The organism is Aureimonas sp. D3, assembly GCF_001463805.1.
GTDB lineage: Bacteria > Pseudomonadota > Alphaproteobacteria > Rhizobiales > Rhizobiaceae > Aureimonas > Aureimonas ureilytica_A.
The window spans coordinates 1-25,783 of sequence record NZ_BBWM01000034.1 but is presented as its reverse complement, the minus strand read 5'-3'; the positions used below and the strand labels follow the sequence as shown (position 1 = coordinate 25,783).

The window sequence follows — 25,783 nt, the reverse complement described above, 5'->3', positions numbered from 1 at the left end:
TGACGGCTTTTTTTGGAACGATGGGCCGGTCTTCCGACATCGGGCACCTGCCAACAAACCGGCTGCGTTCAGCCGGCTTATCGTTGGGTCTAAAGGGCGTGCGCCGACTTGGAGCTCGAGACAGACCCCTTCGGGTTGGTCCACCCGGTCTTGCCGCCGGGCATCGTTGCCGGTGCTCGTCCATGGCCGGCATCGGCTGACATCGACAACGACAACGAAGGCTTGAGCGAAAAGCACCGCCGGGCCGACCCGGCGGACTTCCGAAACAGTCTCTCAGACCGAGCGCAGCGCACCCGTGCCCATGACCGGGCCGGTCGGCTGGCCCGTCGGCGAGCCGCCCTCGGGCTCGGCCGAGATGGCGAGCGTGACTCCGCCGCGCTTCATCATGCCTTCCGACATATCGCTGCGGGGCAACTCGATGCGCAGGGACCGGCCGGGCTGGAGAAGGCCGAGCGAGATCGGCGGCTTCCCGTCTGGAATCAGCCAGAGTTCGGGCACGCGCCCCTCGGGCATGGTCATGTCGGCGGGCATGAGCATGGCGTGGCCACTGGCCGGATCGAACACGGCCGTGACCAGCGACGCGCCGTCAGCGGACGCGACGGAGGCCATCATGGCGGGCATGGGCGCGGGCGCGGTGACGAGCAGCGTGATGGCCGCAAGGCTCGCCGCCAGAAGCCCGGTGGAGCCGAGCGCGAACCAGCGCCAGACGGGCGCGACCAGGCGCTCCACGCGGGCGCCGGGGGTCGGCTGCGGAACGGGCCGGGGCACGGGGCGGGGCGCGGGCAATTCGCGCTCGATCGCGGCCCAAAGCGCAGCGGGCGGCGTTTGCGGGCGGATCGCCTCGCCCAGCGGCGCGAGCCGGCGTTCCCAGCCTTCCACCTCGGCGGCGAAGCTCAGGTTCTGCCGGGCGAGACGCTCGGCGCGCAGGCGATCGGGCGCGGGCAGAACGCCGAGCGCGTATTCCGCCGCCAGCCAGTTCTCTCCACCGTCCTCGCCGCCGCGATCGGCCTCGCCGTCCTTCATTCGCCCAAACATCCTTTCAATCGGATCAGGCCGCGCCTGATCGTGCTCTTCATCGTGCCGAGCGGAACGCCCGCTTCGCAAGCCAAATCGTCATAGGTGCGCCCTCCGAAAAAGGCGCCCAGAATGGCTGATCGGGCGCGCCCTTCCAGCTCTTCGAGGCAGCTCTTCAGCCGCGCCGCCTCGTCCGACGCTTCCAGCTGAGCCAGCGCGTCGGGCGTCTCGTCGGCCACGGCCTCGGCCGCGTCCAGATCGCTCGCCACGGCACGCGCCGGCCCGAGCGCCCGCAGCCGGTCGATGGCGCGGTTGCGCGCGATCGTCGCCAGCCAGGTGATCGGGCTGGCCCGCTCCGCGTCGAAGCGCCCTGCCTTATGCCAGACCGTGACATAGACGTCCTGGAGAACGTCTTCCGCCTCGACCCTGTCGTTCAAGATACGCAGGCACACGCCGAAAAGCTTCGCGGAGGTCAGATCATAGACGTCGCGCAGCGCTTCGCGGTCTCCCTCCGCCACCGCGCCGAGGCGACGGGCGAGATGATCGCGAGAGGTGTTCGGCATGGATCGTGGCGGCATCCGTCTCCTCCGGCGAGCGGGCGCACCGAACAGGTCCGGCCGCCGCTTGTCAATCGGGGGAGCATCGATCGGGCGTCACCCACAGGGAACCCGACGCCATGACGCCCGCTTATTTTCGTTCAGGAAACAACCGATCGACCTCTTTCAAGGGAGACCCCGCCATGTCCCAGACCCCGGCCATCCGCATCGAACCCGAGCCGCGCGCCGTGCAGATTCTGTTCCACGACGCGGTGATCGGCAGCACCAAGCGGGCGCTGAAGCTGATCGAAGGCTCGCGCGAGCCCGTCTATTACATTCCGCGCGAGGATGTGGAGATGGCCTTCTTCCAGGACAGCGACCGGACCACGACCTGCCCGCACAAGGGCGAGGCGCGCTACTGGTCGATCTCGGCCGAGGGCTATGCCGCACAGAACGCCGTCTGGAGCTACGAGCAGCCCAAGGAAGCGGCCCGCGCCATCGCCGGCCACCTCGCCTTCTATCCCGACAAGGTGCGTATCGCGGTGGCCGAGGATCGCTGATCCTTCTCCCATCCGCATCTTTTGCGCCCGGCAGCATCTTTTGCTGCGGGGCAGCGGGAACGGAACAGGCTGTCCCGCCATTGTGGCCGCCGAGGGACCTTTAAGGATACCATATCATGCGTAAGATCATTCTCGCTTCCGCCGCGCTGGCGCTGCTCGCCGGCCCCGCTCTGGCTCAGACCACGGTGGTCACGACGACCGAGCCCAAGAGCGATGGCGAGCGCGCGGCGGGCACACTGGCCGGCACAGGCGCTGGAGCCGTCGCGGGCGCGCTGGTGGGTGGCCCGATCGGGGCCGTCGTCGGCGGCGTCGCGGGCACGGTGATCGGCGGCGCGGCCTCGGCCCCGGACGACGTGCAGCAATATGTCGTCGCCAATCCGGTCAACCCGGTCGTCGTGCAGGGCGACGTGAAGACGGGCTATGTGGTGCCCGAAACCGTGACGCTGACGCCCGTGCCGTCCAACCCGGACTATGTCTATTTCTACACCAACGATCGTCCGGTGATCGTCTCCAAGGCCGACCGCCGCGTGGTCGCCTATGTCGAGCGCTGAGCCCGGCGCGGCAGCCCTCGTCTTCTGACCATCAGGGGCCGTGCTTCCGCCAGCGGGAGCACGGCCTTTCTTGTTTCAAAGACGGACTCGGCGCGTTCAGCGGTCGCTATGGCCGAGGCTTCGCTCGGGGTCGATGACGTCGCGTACCCTTTGCTTCAACACCTTCGCCTCGGGAAAGCCGCCATCGGCCTTGCGCTCCCAGACCTGTTGCCCGTCGCAATGAATCTCGAACACGCCGCCGGTGCCCGGCACCAGCGCCACCTCGCCGAGGTCGGGCCCGAACGTGGAGAGAAGCTCCTGCGCCAGCCAGGCGGCGCGCAGGAGCCACTGGCACTGGGTGCAGTAGCGAATCGAGACGCGGGGACCGGGCGTGGGAGCGAGATCGGACATCGGGCGCTTTCCTTCGATCGTCGGCGTTTTATCGGGCGATTGAACCAACCGCTCGCGGGGGCTGCGACCTTTGTGCCGGCTCGGGCGACGTGTCGTCAATCGCCCGGACCATGCCGTCCCGCCGATCGATTCCGATGCTTTTCGTAAATAATATATAGCTTATTAAGAGCCCCCTATCTATATGAGGGACATGGAACAGGCTGATCCCCAACTCGCGCCCGCCGACCTGAAGGCCGTCTTTGCGGAAACGCTGGTCAAGACGGCGCGCAAGCTGCGCACGCGCTTCAACGCGCGGGTCGTGGCGCGTGGGCTCACCTATCCCCGCGCCCGCGCGCTCGCCGCGCTCAGCCGCCAGCCGATGACACAGCGGGAACTCGCCGAGGATCTGGAACTGGAAGGGCCCACCGTCGTGCGCCTTCTCGACGGGATGGAGCAGCAAGGCCTCGTGCGGCGCACACCAGTGCCGGGAGACCGGCGTCTGAAGCGCATTGAGCTGACCGCGCATGGCGCGGAAACCGCCGCCGTCGTTTCCGGCATCTCGCATGAGCTGCGCGATCTCATCCTGCGCCACGTGCCAGAGGCCGACATGCAGACGGCCCTGAAGGTTCTGAATCTGGTGTCGGACGCCATCGAACGGGATCGGACCCATGGCGGATAGCGCAACCCTTCGCGACAACGAACCGGACGTCGAGCCGACGAAGCCGACCGCCTCGATCGGCGGCCCGGCCCCGTCCGACACCAGACCCGACAGCGGCCCGGCGGCTCCGCCGCGCCGGCGCGGCGCGCCCATGCCCGCGCCCGCGCCCTATGTGCGCAAGCCGCCCGCCATGATGGCGCTCTATATGCTGGCCTCGACACTGATCGCGGCCACGCAAGGTCTCGGCCTCAACCTCATCACCGCCAATCTCTACCAGCTTCAGGGTCCGCTCGGCGCGACCGTGAACGAAACCGTCTGGCTGAGCGCGGCCTATCTGGCCCCCAATGTCAGCTTGACGCTGCTTCTGACCAAGCTGCGCGCGCAGTTCGGCCTGCGCAACTTCGCCGAATGGGCGATCGCCGGCTTCGTCACGGTGACGCTGCTGCATCTTTTCGTGGACGATCTTCAGTCGGCGCTGGTGGTCCGCTTCTTCGCGGGCGCGGCCGCCTCGCCCATGTCCTCGCTCGCCTTTCTCTACATGCTGGAAAGCTTCCCCCCCGAAAAGAAGCTCTCCATCGGCATGAGTCTGGCCCTCACCAACACCGCCATCGCCCCCACCCTGGCGCGCCTCATCTCGCCCTCGCTGCTCGATATCGACGACTGGAACGGGCTCTTCATGCTGGAAACGGCGATGGCGTTGATGAGCTTCTGTGCCATCCGTCTCCTGCCGCTCAACTCGCCACCCAAGACGCCGGTGATCGAGACGCTCGACATCGTGTCCTATGTCTTCATCGCTCTGGGGCTCGGTTGCATCGCCATCGGCATGACGCTCGGCCCCTTCGACTGGTGGTTCGAAGCGCCTTGGATCGGCTGGGCGCTGGCCGCCGGCGCGCTGAGCCTCACTGTCGCGGCGGTGATTGAGCTGAACCGCACCAATCCGCTGGTGGACCTGCGCTGGATCACCTCCAAGGAGGTGCTGCACTTTGCCGGCGTCATCCTTCTATTTCGCCTGCTTCTGTCGGAGCAGACGAGCGGCGCGTCGGGCTTCTTCCAGGTGATCGGCCTGCGCAACGAGCAGATGGTGGTTCTCTATCTCGTGATGCTCGGCTCGGGCGTCACGGCGGGCCTCGTCTGCGCTTCCATCCTAAAACCCGGCCGCGCGCCTTACATCCATATCGTCGCGCTGCTTTTCCTGATCACCGGCGCGCTCATGGACGCCCGAGCGACCTCGCTGACCCGGCCCGAGCAGATGTATCTGAGCCAAGGCCTCATTTCGGCGGCAGGCGTTCTGTTTCTGCCGCCCGCCATGGCGCAGGGCTTCGCCTCGGCCATGAAGAAGGGGATGAACTACATCCTCTCCTTCCTGATCATCTTCCTGACGACGCAGGCGCTCGGCGGGGCGATCGGCTCCTCGCTGTTTCGCACCTTCGTCACGATCCGCGAGAAGTTCCATTCCAGCCAGATCGCGGAAAACATCACGCTGGCCGATCCGATCGTGGCCGCGCGCATCGCGGTGCTCGGCAACAGCTACCGCGCGACCATCGCCGACCCCGTGCTGCGGCAGGCCGAAGGGCTGGCGCTGCTCGGCAGCCAAGCGACGCGCGAGGCCAATATCCTTGCCTATAACGATGCGTTCCTCATGACGGCGGTGCTCGCAGCCATGGGCCTTGCCTTTCTTCTTCTTCATCTGGCCTTCAACGGACTGCGCGCCCGTCTTGCGCCCGCGCCGGCCTCCGCCTGATCTTTCGCCCGGACCCGTTTCCCATGCGCATCTTTCGCTCTCTCGGCACCTATGTCGCTCTTCTCGTCGGCCTCGCCGGCGTTCTTCTGGCGCTCTATGCCTGGCGCCTGCCGCCCTTCGCCTCCAGCGTGGAGCGCACCAACGACGCCTATGTCCGGGGTCAGGTGACGGTGATCGCGCCCCAGCTCGCCGGCATCGTCGCCGAAGTTCCGGTGCAGGACTATGAGACGGTGGAGGCGGGCCAGCTCATCGCGCGGATCGACGATCGCATCTTCAATCAGCGTCTGGCGCAGGCGCGCGCGGGTCTTGCGGGCCAGAAGGCCGCGCTCGCCAATTCGCAGCAGCAGCGCCAGTCGAGTCTGGCCAAGATCGCGGCCAACGAGGCGGCGGTGAAGAGCGCGCAATCGGCGGCCGAGACCGCCAGCGCCAGTCTCGCCCGCGTCCAGCCCCTGGCCCGCCAAGGCTATGTGCCGGGCAGCGATCTCGATGTCGCGACGCGCCAGAACAACCAGGCCGCCGCCGCGCTCGATCAGGCCAAGGCGCAGCTCGAAGTCGCCCGGCAGGATCTTCAAACCGTGATCGTCAACCGCCAGACGCTGGAAGCGGCGGTGGACAATGCCGAGGCCGCCGTGAAGCTCGCCGAGATCGATCTTGCCAACACGCGCATTCTCGCGCCCAAGGCCGGCCAGCTCGGCGAAGTCGGCGTCAAGGTCGGCCAATATGTGCAGGCCGGAACACAGCTTACCAGCGTCGTGCCGGACGCGATCTGGATCGTGGCGAATTTCAAGGAAACCCAGCTTCCCGGAATGCAGGTCGGCCAGCCCGTGCGCTTCCTGGTGGATGCGTTCGGCGGTCAGGAAATGAGCGGCCATATCGAGCGTTTCGCGCCCGCGACAGGCTCGGAATTCGCCGTGCTGCGCCCCGACAACGCGACGGGCAATTTCACCAAGGTCGCCCAGCGCGTGCCGGTGCGCATCCGCATCGACCCCGGCCAGCCGCGGATGAACGAACTGTCCCCCGGTCTCTCCGTGGTGGTTCTCCTGGACACGGCGTCCGAACCGGACGCGTCAGTGGCGACGCGCTGAAACACCTGCCCAGCCCTTGCAATATCGCATGGCTCCCCTGCGCTTGACCTGATCCGGTGCATTTGAGGTTTCGCCGGACAAACTCCTTAAACGGCTCACCAGTATCCCTGCATCCAGAAGAAGGGAGCCCCCTTCCGCCTCGGCGAGCCCTAGCGAATCAAGGCTTTGGCGAGTCGGCGGCGACGTTGCGACAGGGAGCGGGAGGCGTGTGGCGTCCCTGGTCGCGGCGGCATCCCATGCAACGAGGCAGGTTGATCATGCGCGTGACCATCAAGACGAAACTTCTCGCCTCCTTCGGGAGTCTTTTGCTTCTGACAGGGGTCGCCGGCTATGCGGGCGTATCCAGCCTGTCCCACAGCTACAAGAGCATGGAGACCTTCGCGGCGCAGCCGCTGGAGCAACTCCGCCAGATCAAGGCTCTCGACACGGACGTGATGGCGACACGTCGCCAGCTTCTGGCCCTTATCGTCTATCAGGATGCCAAGAGCCAGGACGCCATCCAAAAGGACTTCGCGCGGATCTGGCAGTCCATCGACGCCGATCTCCAGCAGTTTATGGCCGCCATCCCCGAAGCGCGAAAGAGCGAAGTCGCCGATCTGCCTGGCCTTATCCAGTCCTACCGCGAGATCATCGACAAGTCTCTGGCGCTGATCAAGGCACAGGACAAGGCGCCGGTCGCGACCAGTCTGGCCCGCACGGCCGACGACTTCAACGCGCTGAACACGCAGCTCCGCGAGCTCGGCACGCGCTATCCCGCGAGCCCCATTCCCCTGCAACTGGTACAAGCCGCCGGGGCCGCGCGTCTGGCGCTCGTCTCCACTTTTGCCAGCACCGATGTTGGTTTGCGTGAGCAAGCCGCCCGCGATCTCGCCTCGGCCGAGACCGCTTTCGCCTCCGGCCTTGCCGCGCTGCGTACGTTGCCCACTGTCGCGCCTGATGCCCTGTCGCGTGTGAAGGCCAGCGCCGATTCGCTGTTCGCCACCGGGCGCGCCATCACGCAGGATGGCGTGAACCGTACCGACGCAGCCATGTTCGAATATCTGAACGGCTCCGCCATTCCCAAGGCCAAGGCCGTGTCCGCCGAGGTCGCCAAACTGGTGAGCCGCGCGCAGGAAATCAGCCAGACCTATGTCGAGCACTCGCGCAGCAATTACGAGACGACGCGCCTGACGCTGGTCGCCATCGTGGCGGGCGCGATGATGATCGGAACCCTTGCCGCACTCTGGATCGCGATTTCGATCTCCCGCGCCCTGTCGCGCTCGGCGAGTTTCGCGCGCGCCATCGGCGAGGGCGATCTGACGCAGACACTTGAAACGCGCGGAAGCGACGAGATCACCACGCTGCAACGTGCCATGAACGATATGGTCACCCAACTGCGCGGCATCGTGACAGGCGTTCGCCAGTCGGCGGAGCATGTGGCCGGCGGCTCGCACCTCTCCGCCAGTACGGCGGAGCAGCTGAGCCAGGGCGCGAGTGAACAGGCCGCCGCGACCGAGCAGGCCTCCGCCGCGATGGAAGAGATGAGCGCGACCATCCGCCAGACGGCCGACAATGCCCGCCTGACGGAGAAGGTCGCCATGGAAACCAGCCATCACGCCGAGCGCAGCGAAAAGGCCGTGGCCAACTCGCTGGTGGCCATGCGCGAGATCGCCGGCAAGATCGCCGAGGTCGGCGAGATCGCCCGCCAGACCGATCTTCTGGCGCTGAACGCGGCCATCGAGGCGGCGCGAGCCGGCCAGCATGGCAAGGGCTTCGCGGTGGTCGCCTCGGAAGTGCGCAAGCTCGCCGAGCGCGCCCAGCGCACATCGGGCGAAATCGCCGACCTGTCCGGCACCTCGCTCGCGACCTCGCAGGAAGCGGGCGATCTCCTGCGCGATCTCGTGCCCGGCATTCACCGCACGGCCGAACTGGTCAGCGAGATTTCGGCCGCCTGCAACGAGCAGAATCTCGGCGCGCAGCAGATCAATCAGGCGATCCAGCAGCTCGAACAGGTGACGCAGGTGAATGCAGCCGCCGCCGGCAGCATGTCCGCCACCGCAGCGCAACTCCAGGCGGAAGCCGTCGGCCTCAACGAGCGCTCCAGCTTCTTCCAGCTGGCCGCGTCCGCTCCCGAGGCCGCAGCCCCGAAGGCGTCCATTCCCGCGCCCCGCTCGGCCGAGGTGACGACGCTGCGCCCGCAGCCGCCTCGCAGCCCCGCTGCCCGGCAGGACAACGCGGACGAGTGGGAGCGCCTCAGCGCCTAACATGTCCTCCCTGAAGACCAGACGAAAGGGCCGCATCACGGCCCTTTTTTCGTTCGCTGGCCCGATGCCGAGCGCGAGGCGCGTGACAGCGCTCTTGAACGCATCCGCCGCCGCCGCTAGGAGAAACATGAAATAAAAAGTCAGGATTATCGAATGAGCCGCAACGCGCTCACGCGCCGGAGCTTCGGCCGGTTCTGCCTCGCGGGCGCGAGTCTTGCAGCTTGGCCTGCCGGGGCGCAGGCGCAGACCTTTCCCCAGCGCATTGCGGTGATCGATTACGGACTGGCCGAGGCCCTGATGCTGATCGGCATCGCGCCGATCGCCGTCATGTCGGCGGCGGACTGGAAAATCTGGGTGGTGGAGCCCGCTTTGCCGCCCGGTGTCGCCGATCTCGGCGCATCGGTGGAGCCCAATTTCGAGCGGCTGGCGGCGCTCCAGCCCGACCTCATCCTGACAACGAACTATGTCGCCATGGCCGAGCCGACGCTGCGGCGCATCGCGCCCGTCCGGCAGCTGACGATCCATGGCGGTGCGGATGGCTACGCCCCGCTGGCACGCTCCGCCGAGGTGACGCGCGAGCTGGGTCGCCTGACCGGGCGCGAGGCCGAGGCCGAGAAAGCCATCGCGGATTTCGACGCCGAGATCGCCGCGCTCGGTGCGAGGCTGCGCCCCCGGCACCCAAGGCCCATGCTTTTCGTGTCCTTTCTGGAGCCGAGACACGTGCGCGTTTACGGTGAGGCCGGCCTTTACGGCAACACGCTGGCAAAGCTCGGCCTCGCCAATGCCTGGACGGGCGAGGTCAACAGCTGGGGCTTCGCGACGGTCGGCGTCGAGGAGCTGGTGAAGGCCGGCGAGGCCGAGTGTGTCGCCATCGAGCCCGTGCCGCCCGATGTCTGGCCGGCTCTCGCCCGCTCGCCGCTCTGGACGGAACTTCCCTTCGTGCGCGCCGGGCGCGTCGCCACCATGCCGGCTTCGCTGATGTTCGGCACCCTGCCCTCGGCGCTGCGCTTTGCCCGCCTTCTGGAGCAACTGCCGCCGGAGCGCCCGGCGTGAGCGGCTCGTCGCTGGCCCGCGCCGCCCCGCGCCTGCGCCCCCGTCTCGGCGCGGCCCCTCTCGTGCTGCCGCTCCTGGCGCTCAGCTTCGTTGCGGCGGCGGCGTTGCTCGGGCCGCCGCTCGCTCATCTCTGGCAGGGTGGCGGGCTTGAAGCCGGCTACGATCCGGCGCGCATGGTGTTCCTCTACGCGACGCTGCCGCGCGCGGCGATGGCGCTTGTGTGCGGTGCGGCACTCGGGGCCTCCGGCGCGCTCCTGCAACAGGCGCTGCGCAACCCGCTGGCCTCGCCCACGACGCTCGGCATCGATGCCGGCGCGCGGCTGGCGCTTGCGGTCGCGACGCTCTGGGCGCCGGGGCTGCTCGGCTTGGGGCGCGATCTCGTGGCGCTCGGTGGCTCGGCGCTTTCGACCCTTCTCGTCTTCGCCCTCGTGCGTCGGCGCGGCTTTGCCGCCGTCACGCTGATCCTCGCTGGGCTCGTGGTCGGCCTTTACGCCGGCGCGCTGTCGGCCCTGCTGACGCTTCTCAACGAGCGCTATCTCGCCTCGCTCTTCATCTGGGGCGCGGGTTCGCTCAGCCAGCAAAGCTGGCAGCCGGTGCAGCAACTGGCCTTGCGGTTGCTGGTGCTTCTGCCCTTCGTGCTCCTGATCCTGCGGCCCCTGGCGCTGCTCGATCTCGACGATGCGAGCGCGCGGGCGCGCGGGCTCGATGCCGGCCGCCTGCGCGCGCTGGCGGTGGGGCTCGCGGTCGTGATGTCGAGCATAGTGGTGAGCACGGTCGGCGTCATCGGCTTCATCGGTCTCGTCGCGCCCATCCTGTCGCGCCTCGCCGGCGCGCGGAACCTCAAGAGCCGGCTTCTCGGAGCGACGCTGATCGGCGCGCTGCTTCTGTTTCTGGCCGATAGCGGCGTGCAGCTTCTGGCCGGGCCGCTCGAAACCTTCCTGCCGACCGGGGCCGTGACCGCGCTTCTCGGCTCGCCGCTCCTGCTTCTGCTTCTGCCGCGCCTGCCCAAAGCCGAGCGCCCGCCGCTTGGGGCCATCAGGGCGAGCCAAGGCCGGGCGCTGTCGCCATGCTCACGCAACGCGCTGATCCTCGGGTTTTCGCTCGCGCTTCTGGTGTTCGCCCTCTTCTTCGGCCGCGACGGGCTGACGGGCGGCTGGCATTGGCTCGCGCCGGCCGAGTTCGCCGAAATCCTGCCCTGGCGCTGGCCTCGGATGCTCGGCGCGGCGGCGGCGGGCTGCATGTTGGGCTTTGCCGGCTTCATTCTTCAGCGCCTCACCGGCAACGAGATGGCGAGCCCGGAAGTGCTGGGCATCAGCGCCGGCGCGGCCTTTGCCGCCGCGCTTTCGCTGTTTTTGGCGGCGACGCCCCATGCCTCGCTGATCGGTCTGATGGCGGTGCTCGGCAGCCTCGCCGTGATCCTCGCGATCCTGGCGCTCGGCCGTCGCTCCGGCTTCCAGCCCGAGCGGGTTCTGCTCGCCGGCATCGCGCTGAACGCGCTGCTCGACGCCGTGGTCGGGCTTCTTTCGGCGACGGGTGACCCGCGCGCGCTGATGCTCTTTGCCTGGATGGCGGGCTCCACCAGCGGGCTCGACGCCGCCACATCGCTCTGGGCGGCCGGCGGCGCGGTCCTCTTCACGGCGCTGACGCTTATGGCCGCGCGCCCGCTCGGCCTCCTCCCGCTCGGCCCCGCCGGCGCGGCTTCGCTCGGCCTACCGCTCGCCCGTGCGCGGCTGTATCTCTTCCTCTTGGCCGCCGGTCTGACAGCCGCCGCCACGCCGCTGGTCGGCCCGCTTACCTTTGTCGGGCTGATGGCCCCTCATGCCGCGCGGCTTCTGGGGCTGCACCGCGCCGCGCCCGCGCTTCTCGCCTCCGCCCTGTCGGGTGCGCTGCTTCTCGTCATGGCCGACTGGCTCGGCCGCACCCTCGCCTATCCCTGGCAGATGCCGACCGGCATCGTCGCCGCGCTGATCGGCGCGCCGGCCCTGATGCTACTTCTCAACCGCCGCTCCGCATGAGGTCCGCCATGCTCGACACGCCCGCGCCCGCGCGCGCCGCAGCCGCCTCACCTGAGCCTGATGGCTTCTCGCTGGATGGCGTCTCCTTCGACGTGCCGGGCCGCCGGCTCCTCTATGACGTGACGCTGGACCTGCCCGCAGGCCGCGTCGTCGGGCTGGTCGGGCACAATGGCTCGGGCAAGTCGACGCTTCTGAAACTCCTCGCCCGGCAGGAAAGCCCGAGCGCCGGTCGCCTCGCCTTCGCCGGCCGGGATATAAGCCAATGGGGTTCGCGCGATTTCGCCCGCGCCATCGCCTATCTCCCCCAATCGACGCCCGCCGCACCGGGCATGAGCGTGCGCGAACTCGTCGCCCTCGGCCGCTATCCCTGGCACGGGCCGTTCGGACGCTTCAGCGCGGCCGACCGGCAAAAGGTGGCCGAGGCCTTGGCGCTGACGGATACGGAGACGATGGGCGATCAGGCGGTGGACGCGCTGTCGGGGGGCGAGCGCCAGCGCGTCTGGCTCGCCATGCTGGTGGCGCAGGATGCGCGCTGCCTTCTTCTGGACGAGCCGATCTCCGCCCTTGATGTGGCCCATCAGATCGAGATTCTGGATCTTGTTCGCCGGCTCAGCCACGAGAAGGGCGTCGGGGTCGTCGCCGTCCTGCACGAGGTCAATATGGCCGCGCGCTTCTGCGACGAGATTCTGGCGCTGAAAGGCGGGCGGGTCGTGGCGCGCGGGCGGCCGCGCGAGGTGGTCTCGTCCGAGCCTCTCAAGCGCATCTACGGGCTCGACATGGCCGTGATGCCGCATCCCCAGTCGGGCGATCCAATGGCGTTTCCACTCTGAGTTCAAAAGCCGGCCCTTTCGAGCCGGCTTCTTCATGATTCATGAAAAGAGAGAACGCCGCTCAGTCCACCGCCGCCACGCGCAGGATGGTGGACGAGCCCTCGCCCTGCCGGCGCTCGGTCAGCGCATAGACCGCGCCGTCCGGGCCGACCTTCACGTCGCGGATGCGCGCTTCGAGCGGCACGCGCTCCTCGCTCTTCACCCGGTCGCCGTCGAGATGGACGATCACCAGACCCTGCGTGACGAGGCCGCCCATGATGAAGGCGTTCTGCCAGGCCGGGAATTCCTCGCCGCGATAGAGTGTCATTCCCGATGGGCCGATCACCGGGTCCCAATAATAGGCGGGCTGCTCCATGCCCTCCATCGCCGTCTTGCCCTCGCCGATCGGGCCGCCGCCATAGTCGATGCCATAGGTGATGACGGGCCAGCCGTAGTTCTTGCCCGCTTCCGGGCGGTTCAGCTCGTCGCCGCCGCGCGCGCCGTGCTCCACCGTCCAGAGCCGCCCGTCCGCATCGAGCGCGGCGGACTGGATGTTGCGGTGGCCATAGCTCCAGATCGCGCCTTGCGCGCCCTCGCGCTTCACGAAAGGATTGTCCTCGGGGATCGAACCGTCAGCGTTGACGCGGAAGACCTTGCCGAGGCCCGAATTCAGATCCTGCGCCTGATCGCGGATCGGCGTGTCGGAGCGTTCGCCGACGCCGAGCAGGATTTTGCCATCGGGCGCAAACACGATGCGCGAGCCGAAATGCTTGTCGCCGTCATAGGCGGGCACCTGCTGGAAGACGACCTTCATTCCCTCCAGCTTGGCTTGGTCGCCTTCCATCACGAGCTTGGCGCTGGCGAGCGAGGTGCCGTTGCCCCCGCCCTCGCGCGGCTCGGAGAAGGTGAAGTAGATCATGCCGTCATCCGCGAAACCCGGCGCGAGCGCGACGTCGAGCAGGCCGCCCTGGCCGCTGGACTCCACCTTCGGGACGCCGCTGACGGTGGTCCTGGTCTTGCCGTCGGCCGAGAGCACCATCATCTCGCCCTTCTTGGCGGTGACGAGCATCCGGCCGTCGGGCAGGAACTCCATGGCCCAGAGATGCGGCAGGTCTTCGACAACGGTGGTGGTCGTGACCTTGGCAAGCTCGGCCGGCTGCGGCGCGCGCGTCTGGTTCTCGAAGGCGGGTTTCTGGTTCGGCGCGTTGGCCTCGGCGGTTTCGGCGGGCTGGCCGGGCGCGTTGCCGGCGTCCGGCAGGTTGCCGTCCACATGCGACAGGCGGTCGGCCTGCGAGCCCTCGGCCTGGGCTAGGGCGGGGGCTGCGCCCAGAAGCGTGGAAGCGAGAAGCACGGCGAGAAGGCGGGATGACGAGCGCATCGGGTCGGGTCTCACGAGTTGGAGGCAGCGACTCTTCGGCCGCTCTGACCCAGCCAAGTGGCGTCGGCCCGCCGCCCAACAACAGGCTTCGCGCCGATGTGATTCATCCGTGTTGACGCGATTGTCTGGCGCGCGCTCGACCTGAAAGCCTTTTTCCATATGGCTTTCCAACGAAAAGGGCCCGCTTGCGCGAGCCCTTCACGATCGTGGGAGGTCGGATCAGACCTGCGGCCACTTGTGGTGGAACACGCCTTCCCGGTCGAGCCGGCGGAACGTGTGCGCGCCGAAGAGATCGCGCTGCGCCTGCGTCAGGTTGGTGGTGCCGCGCGCGTGGCGATAATCGTCGAAATAGGCGAGCGCGGCCGAGAGCGCCGGAATGGGAAGCCCGGCCAGCGCCGCCTTGGCGACGACGCGGCGAAGGCTCGCCTGCCCCTCGCGCACACGGCTGGCGAAGTGCGGGGACTGGAGGAGGTTGACGACCTCGCCCGCCTCGTAGGCCTGCGTGATGTCGTCCAGAAAGCGCGAGCGGATGATGCAGCCGGCGCGCCAGATACGCGCGATGCCACCGAGCGGCAGGTTCCAGCCGAACTCGCGGCTGGCCTCGGCCATCACGGCATAGCCCTGCGCATAAGCGATGATCTTGGCGGTCTCGAGCGCAGCTTCCAGCTCCGCAAGCCCGTCATGGTCGCCATGGAACTCCGCGCGCGCCGTTTCGATATCACCGAACAGCTTTTCGGCTTCGGCGCGCTCGGCGCGGCGCGAGGAGATGCCGCGTGCCGAAACGGCCGCTTCCAGCGTGGTCGCGCCGACGCCAAGCTTCTGCGCCTCGATCACCGACCAGCGGCCCGTGCCCTTCTGGCCGGCTTCGTCCACGATCACGTCCACCAGCGGCTTGCCGGTCTCGGGGTCCTTCTCGCGCAGCGTCACGGCGGTGATCTCGACCAGATAGGACTGGAGGCCCCGCGTGTTCCAGTCGGAGAAGATGTCGCCGATCTCGCCCGCCGACAGGCCGATGCCGTCGCGCAGGACGCCGTAGATCTCGGCGATCATCTGCATGTCGGCATATTCGATGCCGTTATGGATCGTCTTGACGAAATGGCCCGCGCCATCCGTGCCGAGCCAGTCCACGCAGGGGCTGGCGTCGAACTTGGCCGAGATCGGCTCCAGCAGCGGCTTCAGGCGCTGCCAAACGGCCTGATCCCCGCCCACCATGATGGAGGGGCCGTGGCGCGCGCCCTCTTCGCCGCCCGAGACGCCCATGCCGACGAAGTGGATGCCGGTGTCCTTGATCGCGCGCTCGCGGCGCACCGTGTCGTTGAAATCGGCATTGCCGGCGTCGATCAGAATGTCGCCGGGGGCGAGATGCGGCAGCACGAGGTCGATCTGCTCATCCACCGGCTTGCCGGCATTGACCATGATGACCACGACGCGCGGGCTCTTGAGCGTCGAAATGAAATGCTCGATCGAGTCGGTGGGCACGAGGCGCTCGGCCAGCGCGGGATTGCTGTCCCTGATGCCATAGGCCTTTTCCACCGTGCGGTTGCCCAGCGCCACGGTGAATCCGCCATTGTCGGCGAAGTTCAGCGCCAGATTGGCGCCCATCGTGCCCATGCCGAGCACGCCGAGATCGGCTTGTTGTTCGCTCATGTCGTCCTGTCCCCCTGTTGCGGCATCCCGCCTGCCGCCGTCCACATCATGAAAAGGGGGCGGCCGGATCGCTCCGCCGCCCCACCCGATCGTCAGCCCTTCAGACGGTCCGCGTGGTAGCGCAGATGATCGTCCATGAAGGTCGAGATGAAGTTGTAGGAATGGTCGTAGCCCTCGCGCATGTTGAGGGTCAGCTTGATGCCAGCGCGCTCGCAGGCCTTGGCCAGAAGCTGCGGGCGCAGGCCGGTGTCGAGGAACGAGTCGGCCGTGCCCTGATCGACATAGAATTCCGGGAAGCGGTGGCCGTCCTCGATCAGCGCCGTCGCGTCGTAGAGGCGCTGCGACTTGGCGCCGACGCCCAGATACTTGTCGAGCGCGGGCTTGGACCAGTCGGCCGTGGTCGGCTGGACGATCGGCGCGAAGGCCGAGGCCGAGCGATAGGTCTCGGGATTGCGCAGCGCGATGGTGAGCGCGCCGTGCCCGCCCATGGAATGGCCGAAAATGCCTTGGCGCTTCATGTCGGCCGGGAAGTGCGTGGCGAGATAGCCGGGCAGCTCGTCCGTCACGTAGGTGTACATGCGGTAGTTCTCGGCATAGGGCTCGCGCGTCGCGTCCACATAGAAGCCCGCGCCCGAACCGAACTGCCAATTGTCCTTCTCGTCCGGCACGTCGGCCCCGCGCGGGCTGGTGTCGGGCAGAACGATCATCAGGCCGAGTTCGGCGGCAAGCCGCCGGTATTCCGCCTTGTCCATGGCGTTCTGGTGCGAGCAGGTGAGGCCCGAGAGATACCAGAGAACGGGAACGCGCCCCTCGCTCGCCTGCGGCGGCACGAACACGGCGAAGGTCATCAGCGTGTCGGTCGCCCGCGAATGGTGGCGATACACGCCCTGCGTGCCGCCATGGGCCTTCGCGGTGGAAACGATATCGAGCGGCATGGTCAAAGGTCCTTGCGCGAGAAGCGATCAGGGATGAAACGCGGCGCCCGCGTGGCGTCGCATATCGACATGGGGAATGTCGTCTTCGAGATAAGTCTCCGACACGGGCTGGAAGCCGTGCTTGCCATAAAAGAGTTGAAGATGGCTTTGCGCCGACAGAACGATGTCGGCTCCGGCAAAATTCTCGGCACAAAAATCGAGCGCCTCGCCCATCATGCGATGGCCGAGCCCGGTGCCGCGATGCGCCGGCGAGGTCGCGATGCGCCCGATGCGCGCCGGCTCGCCAAGCCGTTCCGGCGCAAAGACGCGCAGGCATCCGGCCAAGAAGCCCGCCTCCCGCCGCAGGAGATGGAAGGCCGCCGGGTCCTGCCCGTCGATTTCGGCAAAGGCGCAGGCCTGCTCCACCACGAACACATCGCAGCGCAGCTTCAGAAGGTCGTGGAGTTCGCGAACCGTCAGTTCATCGAACCGCCGCCAGCGCCATTCCTCATCCGTCATTCCCGGCACCTGTCTGGACATTCGTCGGCCGGACGGCCGACAAGAGAATCATGGACGTCGCAAGGCGCCGATCCCTGTCATGCTAAGGGCCGAGCCCCCGCCCTGGCAAGCTCGGTTCCAACGCGCAAACCCCGCCGCGCGGACGCGGCAGGGCTCGACCTCAGGATCGGGACAGGCCCGACCACATCGACAAAAGCGATCTTAGTAAACCACCACCGAGCGGATCGACTTGCCTTCGTGCATGAGGTCGAACGCCGTGTTGATCTCGTCCAGCGGCATCTTGTGGGTGATGAGGTCGTCGATGTTGATCTTGCCGTCCATGTACCAGTCGACGATCTTGGGAACGTCGGTGCGGCCGCGCGCGCCGCCGAAGGCCGTGCCCTTCCAGACGCGGCCGGTGACGAGCTGGAACGGACGGGTCGAGATTTCCTTGCCCGCCTCGGCCACGCCGATGATGATCGACTCGCCCCAGCCGCGATGGCAGCATTCCAGCGCCTGACGCATGACGGTCGTGTTGCCCGTTGCATCGAAGGAGAAGTCCGCGCCGCCGCCCGTCAGATCGAGGATCGCCTGAACCACCTTGTCGTAACCGACCTCGTTCGGGTTGATATAGTCGGTCATGCCGAACTTGCGGGCCATCTCGACCTTGGCGGGGTTGAGATCGACGCCGATGATCTTGTCCGCACCGACCATGCGCGCGCCCTGAAGCACGTTGAGGCCGATACCGCCCAGACCGAAGACCACGACATTGGCGCCCGGCCAGACCTTGGCCGTGTAGATCACGGCGCCGATGCCCGTCGTCACGCCGCAGCCGATATAGCAGATCTTGTCGAAGGGGGCGTCCTCGCGCACCTTCGCCACCGCGATCTCGGGCAGAACGGTGAAGTTCGAGAAGGTCGAGCAGCCCATATAGTGGAAGACGGTCGCCTCGTCACAGCGGAAGCGCGAGGTGCCGTCGGGCATCACGCCCTGGCCCTGCGTCGAGCGGATGGCGGTGCAAAGATTGGTGCGCTGCGACAGGCAGCTCTTACAATTGCGGCATTCGGGCGTGTAGAGCGGGATCACATGGTCGCCCGGCTTCACGGAGGTGACGCCCGCGCCGACCTCGCGCACGATGCCCGCGCCCTCATGGCCGAGAATGGCGGGGAACTTGCCTTCGGAATCCAGACCCGACAGCGTGTAGGCGTCGGTGTGGCAGACGCCCGTCGCCATGATCTCCACCAGCACTTCGCCCGGCTGCGGACCACGAATGTCGACGGTCTCGATCGTCAGCGGCTTGCCGGCTTCCCAGGCGACGGCGGCACGTGATTTCATCGTCTTCGCTTCCTCATGCAAGGCCGCGCCGGTGCGACACGGCTATTTCCCTCGCGCTGTCGTTACACGATACGAGGCGGGTCGCGCCACCATGTGAGCGACAAGGACGGGCGTCTATCCGACATGGAAACGTGTGCCCGGCTTGAGTCGCGCCAAGATAAGCCGGCAAAGCGCAGCAACACCCTTCGAGCCAGATGGGCGAACGATGCGTGGGTCGCGTCCCACGAAGACTTGCCCATGCCCCGTCGCATCCACGCGCTCCGCTCCACCGGGATGGACGGAAACGTATTGTCCACGTTCGGCTCAAAAGCTTCGCCTGACGCCCTTACGCCGACGCCCCCGCCAATGGCAGCCCGGCCAGCGCCAGCGCGCCGTCCAGGGCATCGCCCATCGGCTCGGCAAGCCGGCGGGCCAGCGCTTGGGGGAGATAGGGCTGGATCGCGGTGGACAGGCCGCCGATCAGCGCGATACGCGGGCAGCCGGCGGCCTCCAGCGTCGCGGCGAGCGCGGCCAAAGCGTCGCCCGCGCTCTCCATCAGAAGCTGGGCCACCTTGTCGCCGCGCTCGGCATGGAGCGTCACGAGCGGAGCCAATGCGGCATAGTCGGTCGGCGTCGCGCCGTCGCACCAATGCGTCATGGCCGGAGCGCGCGCGCCGAAGCGATCCAGCAGCGCTTCGGTCAGCGGCGTCGGCTGAAGCCGGCCGTCGAGCGCCTGAAAGGCCGCTTCCATGGCGGAGAGGCCGAGACGCGCCCCCGAGCCCTCGTCGGAAGCCGGAAAGCCATAGCCGCCGAAGCGCAGCGTCTCTCCGCCCCGCAGCGCATAGGCGATGGAGCCCGTGCCGGCGATCACCACCCCGCCATCCGCACCGCCATGGGCGCCGAGACATGCGATCGTGCCGTCATCGGTGAGGGTCAGGCTTTCGAACGGATGCGGCCGCAGGGCGAAATCCTCCGCCACGCCCTCGCGACGAAAGCCGGCAATGCCGGCCGCCGCGCGCACCCGGCCGAAGGCGAAGGGGCCGAGTTCGGCCGCCCGCCAGGCCTCGCGCGCAGCCGACATGATGGCGTCGAACACCGCTTCGACGCCCAGCCGCGCCGAGGCCGGCCCCGCCGCGCCTTCCCCGAACAGCGCGCCGCTCTCGTCGATCAGCCGGGCGCGGCAGGCCGTACCGCCCGCGTCGATGCCCAGAAACAAGATGCTCATGCCCGCTCCCCCGAATCAGCTGGGGATGATGCGCGGCCGATGCCCGCGAGGCGAGAGGGGCCGAGGCGAAAACCATGCATCCCGTAGAAACGCGTCAGGCCGTATTCGCGAGCGCGGCTTGGGCGGCGCGGATCGTGTCGATCGTCGCAACCGCTCCGCCACAGACGAGGACCAGAACCGAACGGAAGCTCGAAAGGTCGGCCGCGCCCTCATCCAAAGCCGCCAACGCCGCGCCGCAGGCGGGTTCGACCAGAATGCGGTGATCGTCCAGAAAGCGCTCGCAGGCCGCCAGCGCCGCGCGGTCGCTAACGAGAACGGGGCGGATGTCGTGGCGCTTGGTCATCTCGAACGCCTGCTCGCAGACCTGCCGGGCGGCGAGCGAGGTCGCGACGGTTGCGATCTCGGAAAGTTCCACCCGATGCCCGGCTTCCACCGAGCGCGCCAGCGAGGCCGCACCGTGCGTTTCCACGGCGAAGACGGGCGTGCTCAATCCTCTGCGCTTCAGCCCTTCCACCACGCCGGCGAGAAGCCCGCCGCCGCCGACCGAGAGAACCACGGCGTCGAAGCGCGCGCCTTGGCCGATCGCCTCGTCGATCAGGCTCGCATGGCCCTCCCAGAGAAGCGGATCGTCGAAGGGATGAAGAAAGGCCGTCGCCTCGTCCACGAGCGACAGCGCCAGCGCGTTGGCCTCGTGCCATGCTGCGCCGTGGACGCGCAGTTCCGCACCCTCGGCCTCGATCAGGGCGCGGGCGCGGGCGCTCGTGGTTTCCGGCACGACGACCGTCACGGGCAGGCCGAGCCGGCGGCCGGCATAGGCGACGGCCAGCCCCGCATTGCCGCCGGAGGAGGAGACGAAGCGCCGTTTGCCGGCTTGCGCATGGCGCTCGCAGGCGTGGCCGATGCCCCGGATCTTAAAGGAGCCGGGCGGCTGGAGGGCTTCGAGCTTCAACAGGACGTCGAGCCCCCTCCTCGACAAAGGCGAGGAGGCGATAAGAGGCGTCTCGATATGAAGCGGCATGTCGGCTTTCCCCACAAAGCCGGCACGTGCTCGCCGGCTCGTTCGAAAGGCCGGCTTAGCGCCCCGGTGTCGCGCTGGGAAGGGCTGCCCCCCTTAGAGGATCCGGCGAGCAGCGCGGCCACTTCGAGGCGGGCATCCCGATGGATGGGTCGGACGCCGGCCCCACGCCGACGCCACCGCAGCCCGCATGAAACGGAGCGACAGACCGGCGCTCCGCCGCTGCCGAGCGGTTCGGCGCGGGGTGTTGGGCCGTCGAGCGGAGGCGCCGGGACCGCTCTTCCCGATCAAACCCGCCTTCAAGGCGCGGCGCGCGAATACCAGAGCGCCAGCGCGTCGATCTGCTCTTCGGTCATGTTGGTGGCGATCGGTATCATCACATGGTTGAACGGCGTGCCGCCCCGATGCTTGTCCTTCCAGAGTTGGAGCTGGGTGGCGATGAACCATTCCGGCTGGCCGGCCAAACGCGGGTAATGCGGGTTCTTCTCGCGCCCCGCCGCGCCATGGCAGGTGTCGCAGGCGGCGAGCTTGCGCTCGGGCAGGCCTTCCTCCGCGATGCGTCGGCCGAGGTCCAGAAGGCCCGAGGGGCTGTAGGGCGGGCCATGCGCAGCGGCATGGTCGACCTCGGCGGCCGAGCCGGTGGCGGCGGGCTCCGTCGCCGGCGCATTCGGGCCGACGCTGCCGCGCGGGAGGCGCGCCGCGCCCTCGTATCCGATCGTGACGCCCGAGGGCGGCGGAATGTCTCCGCCGGCCGCCGGGCCGGGGTCCTGGCTCGCATACCAGGCGGCGAGTTCGCGCAAGACCGCCTGATCGTGGATGCCGGCGGCGGGCGTCATGATGCCGCTTTCGCGCGTGCCGTTGGCGTAGGCGATCAGCGTTTCCGCGAGATAGGCTTCCGGCTGGCCAGCGATATTGGGGAAGGAGCCGGCCGCGCCGCGGCCGCGCCCGTCATAGCCATGGCAGCGCGCGCAATCGGCCAGCGCCGGCACGCTTCTCTGCCCCAGGCCCGCCAGCGCCGGCTTCAACGCCGCCGGCACGGGCGCGCCACCCATGCCGCCGCCCGCGCCACCCAGCGCCAGATCGGCATAGGTCTCGGGCGTCATGTCGGGCAGAGCGCGCAGGAAGGCGACGAGCGACCAGATTTCGTCCGGCCGCGTCTGCGTGGTCCAGGAGGGCATGCCGGAATATTTGATGCCATGGAGGCCAAGCCAGTAAAGCTCGCGGTCCTTCCACTCGCCGATGCGCGCTTCGAGCCGGGGCGGCGGCGGCACCATGTAGGAGGTGAGCGGCGACTGAAGCTCCCCCGGCCCGCCGTGGCAGGGTGCGCAGCCGCTGGCGAAATGGCCGGCCGCGCGCTGGATCAGCACGGGGTCCTTCAGATCGACGCCGTCCGGCACCTTGATCGGCAGAGACTGGGTCGAGACGGCGCGGTTGAAGGTCCAGTGGAGGAACCATTCGACCGGCGCGAAATGGCCCGACGAGGCAGCGATCGACACGAGGCCGGAGCCGCCGACGAGAAGCGCGCCGGCAACGCCCACAACCGGCAGAAGAGCAAGGCGGGTCCAGGTGATCTTGATCGTCCGCTTCATGGGCGCGCCTCGGCTTCGGGTATGCTGAGAGCTGGGGCCGAAACCTCGCGGGGTCGGCTGGTCGGCTCTTTTCGACGCTCGCTTCGTCCCGAATACTCGCCGATGCCGCCGGCATCGACTGCGCTTCGCTCCTCGTGATCGAACGAAAATCTCTCGGCCATCCTCTGCCCGGACGTTCCGTCCCCAGCTCTTAGAACGCCGGCAAGCAGAGCGATCCCGCCCGCGAGATAGGCCGCGCCGCCGACGAGCAGCATCAAGGTACCGCCGAGTTGTTGGTCCTCCAGCGGGGTCAGCGTCGCCAGCGGCGAGCAGAGCGTGCCGCAGCGATAGAGCGGGCGCGGCGCCAGAAGCAGAAGCGCGCCGAGCAGCGTCATATGCATGGAGGTGAGAAGCAGGCCCGCTGCCCCGGCCGCGCGCGCGCCGGTCTGCGGGCTGCCGAGACTCCCGAGCGCCGTCGTCCAGAGAAACAGGCCGGCGAGCAGGAACGAGCCCTGTTCCAGAGCGAAGAGGCCGATATGCTGGCGCGCGGCGTCATGCAGCGCCGGGGCGTGCCAACCCCAGATGAGCAGGAATTCGAGAAGCGCGGCGGGCAGGACGAAGCGCCCCGTGCCGGCGCTCGCCGGCAAAAGGCCGGATCGCCCGAGCGAGAAGGCCAGAAGCGGCGCGGCCAGCGCCACGACGCCCATATGCAGGACCATATGCGCGGCAAAGGAGGTCTCCGCCCGCGCCGGCAGCGGCCCGACCCAGAGCACGGCGAGAAGCAGGAGGGCGAGACAAAGCGGCCCATGCCGCCGAAGCGCGGGGGAGCTCATCGGCAATCCGCGACGAGAAGCACGGGCAGCGCCGTGAAGATGACGGCGAGGAAGGAGAGACCCGACAGAAGCACGGAGGCGATCTCCATCTGCCGCTCGCGGTCGGCCTTCGTGGGCTGATCATGCGGCGGCTCGCCGCCTTCCGCGCGCCATTCGCGCCACGCGCGCAAGCCGGCAAAGAAGCAGAAGGCCAGTGCCAGAACGGTGGCGATGGCCACCCCGATCCGCGCCGGGGTGATGGACTTGAACACATCCTCGTTGGGCGCGCAGGCGCTCGCCACCCAGACATAGGACAGGAGGAAATGCAGCGCCCAGACCGTGGGCGTCGCGATCATGGTGATGAGACTGTCGCGCGTGCCGCGCCTTAGGCCGAACATCGCAGAGTGACTTTCGAGACCTCCGGGCGGAGGATAGTGGAAGGATTTTGGTCGTCGGCAAGACGCCGACCGCAGTCGATGCCGGCGGCATCGGCTGACATCGGCAACGATGCCCGGCGGCGAAAAGCCTCCGCCAGCCGACCCCGCGAGGTTTCGAAAGTCACTCTACCCTCCCGCCACGAGAGGGAACCAGCCGACGGTGAGCACCGTCACGAGGCCGGTGGCCGCCGCAAAATGCGTGTAGAGCGCGACATTCGACAGATCGATATCGTAGCGCCCTGTCAGCTTGCCCGCGAAGGAGCGCGCCAGACAGTAAGCCAGCATCAGCGCGCCGACGCCGGCATGGATCGCAGTCCAGATGCACAGAATCCAGACGGTCGCGGGATAGACATGGACGGTCGGCTGAAGCCCTGTCACATGCGGAGCCCAAAGCAGCGCCGCGCCGGCGCCAAGGAAGGCGACGAGGCCCAGCGCCATCAGAGAGCGCGCGAGCATCGCGCCGCCGCGCTTCAACACGCGATGCGACAGGAGCGTCGCGCCCCAGCCAAGCACGAAGAGCGCCAGCGAGACGCTCGGCCAGACCTGGCCCGGCCCGGTGTCGCCGGGCGGCGGGAAGTTCTCGTGGATCGTGAAGAAGAAATAATAGCCGAAGACGAGGCTGAGAAAGGCCGTGGCGTCGCCGATCATGGTGATGAACATGGCCCACCAGGAGACCGAATGCGGGCCGGACATGTAGGTCGGCAGGGTCAGGCCGAGCCCGACATATTTCTCGTCCTTCTCGGGAATGACGGCGGTGGCCTTCCAGAGCCAGAACATGATCACGGAGATCGCGATCACCAGCGAGGCGATGGTCAGCGTCCAGTAGTGGAAGGTCGCGGCGATGAAGCAGGCGCCCAGGAAGACCGCCGCGCCCATCGGCACGAAGGACGGGCCGGGCACGCGCAGGCACTGGATTGGCTCGGCGTCGAGCACGCTCGTCACCAGCGTTTCGCGCTTTCCCTCCTGCGCGTCGGGCAGATAGAAGCGGCCCTTGTCGATATCGTCCACGAAGCCCGGCTGATCCCAGAGCGGGTAGCGCGAGCGGATGATCGGCACGGAGCGCACGCCCCAGGGCTGGTCCGGCACCTCGCCCGACCATTCCAGCGTGCCGGCGTTCCAGACATTGCGGTCCGCATAGGGGTCCTTGCGGGGGCGCAGCATGTCGGCCACCACGATCAGGAAGCCGGCCGCGAAGATGAAGGCGCCGATTGTCGATATGAGGTTGGGCAGTTCGAGCCCGAGCGCGGCCGGATAGGTGTAGACGCGGCGCGGCATCCCGATCATGCCGGAATAGTGCATCGGGAAGAAGCCGACATTGAAGCCGACGAACATCAGCCAGAAGGCGATCTTGCCCCAGCGGTCCGAGAGTTTGCGCGAGGAGACGATCGGCCAATAATAGTAGAGGCCCGCCACGATCGGAAACAGCACGCCGCCGATGATGACGTAGTGGAGATGGGCCACGACGAAATAGGTGTCGTGCACCTGCCAGTCGAAGGGCGCGATCGCGACCATGACGCCGGTGAGACCGCCCAGCACGAAAATGCCGAGCGAGCCGGACACGAAGAGCATCGGGACGGCGAAGATCACGCGGCCGGCAAGGCATGTCGCCAGAAACACGAAGATCTGCACCCCGGTCGGGATCGCGACCGCTTCCGACGCCGCCGAGAAGAAGCCGAGCGACATGGCCGGCAGGCCTGTCGTGAACATGTGGTGGACCCAAAGGCCGAACGATAGGAAACCGGTGCCGACCGCCGCGAGCACGATCCAGGAATAGCCGATCAAGGGGCGGCGCGCGAAGGTCGGGATGATCATCGCAAAGAGCGCGATGGTCGGCAGGAAGATGATGTAGACCTCCGGATGACCGAAGATCCAGAACAGATGCTGCCAGAGCATCGGATCGCCGCCGCGCGTCGGATCGAAGAAGGGCCAGTCGAACAGGCGTTCCATCTCGAACAGGACGTCGCCGGCGATCAGCGGCGGAAAGGCGAAGAGGATCATCGCCGCGACCACCAGGACATACCAGGCGTAGAGCGGCATGAGGTTCAGCTTCATGCCGGGCGGGCGGCACTTCAGCGCGCCGACGATGAGTTCCACCGCCGCCGCGATCGAGGCCACCTCGATGAAGGACAGGCCGAGCAGCCAGATATCCGCCCCGTAACCCGGCGTGAAGCGCGCCTGCGTGGTCAGCGGGGGATACATGAACCAGCCGGAATCGGGCGCCTGCCCGAAGAAGATCGAGCCGCAGACGAAGATGCCGCCGATCAGGAAGCACCAGTATCCGAAGGCCGAGAGACGCGGGAACGGCAGGTCGCGCGCGCCGAGCATTTGCGGCAGGAGGATC

Annotated in this window: 23 protein-coding genes; 9 read left to right on the top strand and 14 right to left on the bottom strand. The window is 67.8% G+C overall.

Annotation, left to right across the window (positions count from 1 at the left end; translation table 11 throughout):
* Window positions 1-273: 273 nt before the first annotated feature.
* Together AUL36_RS09350 and AUL36_RS09345 are read right to left on the bottom strand one after the other, a co-directional pair.
* Window positions 274-1,023 carry an anti-sigma factor gene (locus tag AUL36_RS09350; RefSeq protein WP_062219992.1) on the bottom strand — a complete coding sequence of 250 codons (750 nt, stop codon included), beginning with the start codon at window positions 1,021-1,023 and terminating at the stop codon, window positions 274-276.
* On the bottom strand, window positions 1,020-1,577 hold the full coding sequence (locus AUL36_RS09345) for a sigma-70 family RNA polymerase sigma factor (RefSeq protein ID WP_244497087.1): 558 nt from the start codon (window positions 1,575-1,577) through the stop codon (window positions 1,020-1,022). Before AUL36_RS09345 ends, AUL36_RS09350 begins: the two co-directional genes overlap by 4 nt.
* 176 nt (window positions 1,578-1,753) lie before the next feature.
* On the opposite strand from AUL36_RS09345, the gene AUL36_RS09340 reads away from it, so the two are divergent.
* Entirely contained in the window at window positions 1,754-2,110 is a 357-nt protein-coding gene (locus AUL36_RS09340) for a DUF427 domain-containing protein (protein ID WP_062219987.1), read from the top strand.
* Between the two features lie 116 nt (window positions 2,111-2,226).
* On the top strand, window positions 2,227-2,661 hold the full coding sequence (locus AUL36_RS09335; protein ID WP_062219985.1) for a DUF1236 domain-containing protein: 435 nt from the start codon (window positions 2,227-2,229) through the stop codon (window positions 2,659-2,661).
* A gap of 96 nt (window positions 2,662-2,757) precedes the next feature.
* On the opposite strand, the gene AUL36_RS09330 is transcribed toward AUL36_RS09335, so the two are convergent.
* The gene (locus tag AUL36_RS09330) at window positions 2,758-3,051 is read right to left on the bottom strand and encodes a SelT/SelW/SelH family protein (RefSeq protein ID WP_058599520.1); all 294 of its coding nucleotides are present in this window, start codon (window positions 3,049-3,051) and stop codon (window positions 2,758-2,760) included.
* Between the two features lie 190 nt (window positions 3,052-3,241).
* Between AUL36_RS09330 and AUL36_RS09325 the strand changes: the two genes are divergently transcribed.
* The 7 genes from AUL36_RS09325 to AUL36_RS09295 all read left to right on the top strand — a co-directional run bounded on the left by AUL36_RS09325 (window position 3,242) and on the right by AUL36_RS09295 (window position 12,655).
* A complete protein-coding gene (locus AUL36_RS09325; RefSeq protein ID WP_062219983.1) occupies window positions 3,242-3,709 on the top strand; it encodes a MarR family winged helix-turn-helix transcriptional regulator in 468 nt (155 codons plus the stop codon).
* Window positions 3,710-3,839: 130 nt separating this feature from the next.
* Window positions 3,840-5,429 carry an MFS transporter gene (locus AUL36_RS09320; protein WP_062220145.1) on the top strand — a complete coding sequence of 530 codons (1,590 nt, stop codon included), beginning with the start codon at window positions 3,840-3,842 and terminating at the stop codon, window positions 5,427-5,429.
* A 23-nt stretch (window positions 5,430-5,452) separates the two neighbouring features.
* Window positions 5,453-6,514, top strand: a complete 1,062-nt coding sequence (locus AUL36_RS09315) for an HlyD family secretion protein (protein ID WP_062219981.1) — start codon at window positions 5,453-5,455, stop codon at window positions 6,512-6,514.
* Between the two features lie 257 nt (window positions 6,515-6,771).
* Entirely contained in the window at window positions 6,772-8,757 is a 1,986-nt protein-coding gene (locus AUL36_RS09310; protein ID WP_062219979.1) for a HAMP domain-containing methyl-accepting chemotaxis protein, read from the top strand.
* 153 nt (window positions 8,758-8,910) lie between these two features.
* Window positions 8,911-9,810: an ABC transporter substrate-binding protein gene (locus AUL36_RS09305; RefSeq protein WP_082655736.1), complete on the top strand. Its 900-nt coding sequence runs from the start codon at window positions 8,911-8,913 to the stop codon at window positions 9,808-9,810.
* Window positions 9,807-11,825 (top strand): Fe(3+)-hydroxamate ABC transporter permease FhuB, encoded by a 2,019-nt coding sequence (gene fhuB, locus AUL36_RS09300; protein WP_082655735.1) that lies wholly within the window; start codon window positions 9,807-9,809, stop codon window positions 11,823-11,825. The genes AUL36_RS09305 and fhuB overlap by 4 nt, the downstream gene beginning before the upstream one ends.
* Window positions 11,826-11,833: 8 nt before the next feature.
* Window positions 11,834-12,655, top strand: a complete 822-nt coding sequence (locus AUL36_RS09295; protein WP_062219977.1) for an ABC transporter ATP-binding protein — start codon at window positions 11,834-11,836, stop codon at window positions 12,653-12,655.
* Window positions 12,656-12,716: 61 nt separating this feature from the next.
* On the opposite strand, the gene AUL36_RS09290 is transcribed toward AUL36_RS09295, so the two are convergent.
* From AUL36_RS09290 to AUL36_RS09240, 11 genes are all read right to left on the bottom strand, one after another.
* Window positions 12,717-14,012, bottom strand: a complete 1,296-nt coding sequence (locus AUL36_RS09290; protein ID WP_062219975.1) for a PQQ-dependent sugar dehydrogenase — start codon at window positions 14,010-14,012, stop codon at window positions 12,717-12,719.
* Window positions 14,013-14,231: 219 nt separating this feature from the next.
* Window positions 14,232-15,659, bottom strand: a complete 1,428-nt coding sequence (gndA, locus tag AUL36_RS09285) for an NADP-dependent phosphogluconate dehydrogenase (RefSeq protein ID WP_062219973.1) — start codon at window positions 15,657-15,659, stop codon at window positions 14,232-14,234.
* A gap of 92 nt (window positions 15,660-15,751) precedes the next feature.
* Entirely contained in the window at window positions 15,752-16,594 is an 843-nt protein-coding gene (gene fghA / locus AUL36_RS09280) for an S-formylglutathione hydrolase (protein ID WP_058635499.1), read from the bottom strand.
* A gap of 27 nt (window positions 16,595-16,621) precedes the next feature.
* Window positions 16,622-17,092, bottom strand: a complete 471-nt coding sequence (locus AUL36_RS09275) for a GNAT family N-acetyltransferase (protein WP_058599387.1) — start codon at window positions 17,090-17,092, stop codon at window positions 16,622-16,624.
* A 201-nt stretch (window positions 17,093-17,293) separates the two neighbouring features.
* Complete coding sequence (locus AUL36_RS09270; RefSeq protein WP_062220140.1) at window positions 17,294-18,406, bottom strand: S-(hydroxymethyl)glutathione dehydrogenase/class III alcohol dehydrogenase; 1,113 nt, start codon at window positions 18,404-18,406, stop codon at window positions 17,294-17,296.
* 325 nt (window positions 18,407-18,731) lie between these two features.
* Window positions 18,732-19,610 (bottom strand): BadF/BadG/BcrA/BcrD ATPase family protein, encoded by an 879-nt coding sequence (locus AUL36_RS09265; protein WP_062219971.1) that lies wholly within the window; start codon window positions 19,608-19,610, stop codon window positions 18,732-18,734.
* Between the two features lie 94 nt (window positions 19,611-19,704).
* Entirely contained in the window at window positions 19,705-20,628 is a 924-nt protein-coding gene (locus tag AUL36_RS09260) for a pyridoxal-phosphate dependent enzyme (protein ID WP_062219970.1), read from the bottom strand.
* A gap of 296 nt (window positions 20,629-20,924) precedes the next feature.
* Window positions 20,925-22,214 (bottom strand): c-type cytochrome, encoded by a 1,290-nt coding sequence (locus tag AUL36_RS09255; protein WP_062219969.1) that lies wholly within the window; start codon window positions 22,212-22,214, stop codon window positions 20,925-20,927.
* Entirely contained in the window at window positions 22,211-23,026 is an 816-nt protein-coding gene (locus AUL36_RS09250) for a cytochrome c oxidase assembly protein (RefSeq protein WP_244497086.1), read from the bottom strand. The genes AUL36_RS09255 and AUL36_RS09250 overlap by 4 nt, the downstream gene beginning before the upstream one ends.
* A complete protein-coding gene (locus AUL36_RS09245) occupies window positions 23,023-23,403 on the bottom strand; it encodes a hypothetical protein (RefSeq protein WP_062219967.1) in 381 nt (126 codons plus the stop codon). Before AUL36_RS09245 ends, AUL36_RS09250 begins: the two co-directional genes overlap by 4 nt.
* Before the next feature lie 165 nt (window positions 23,404-23,568).
* Window positions 23,569-25,783: cbb3-type cytochrome c oxidase subunit I (locus tag AUL36_RS09240; protein ID WP_062219965.1), on the bottom strand; the 2,215-nt coding region annotated here is incomplete at its 5' end.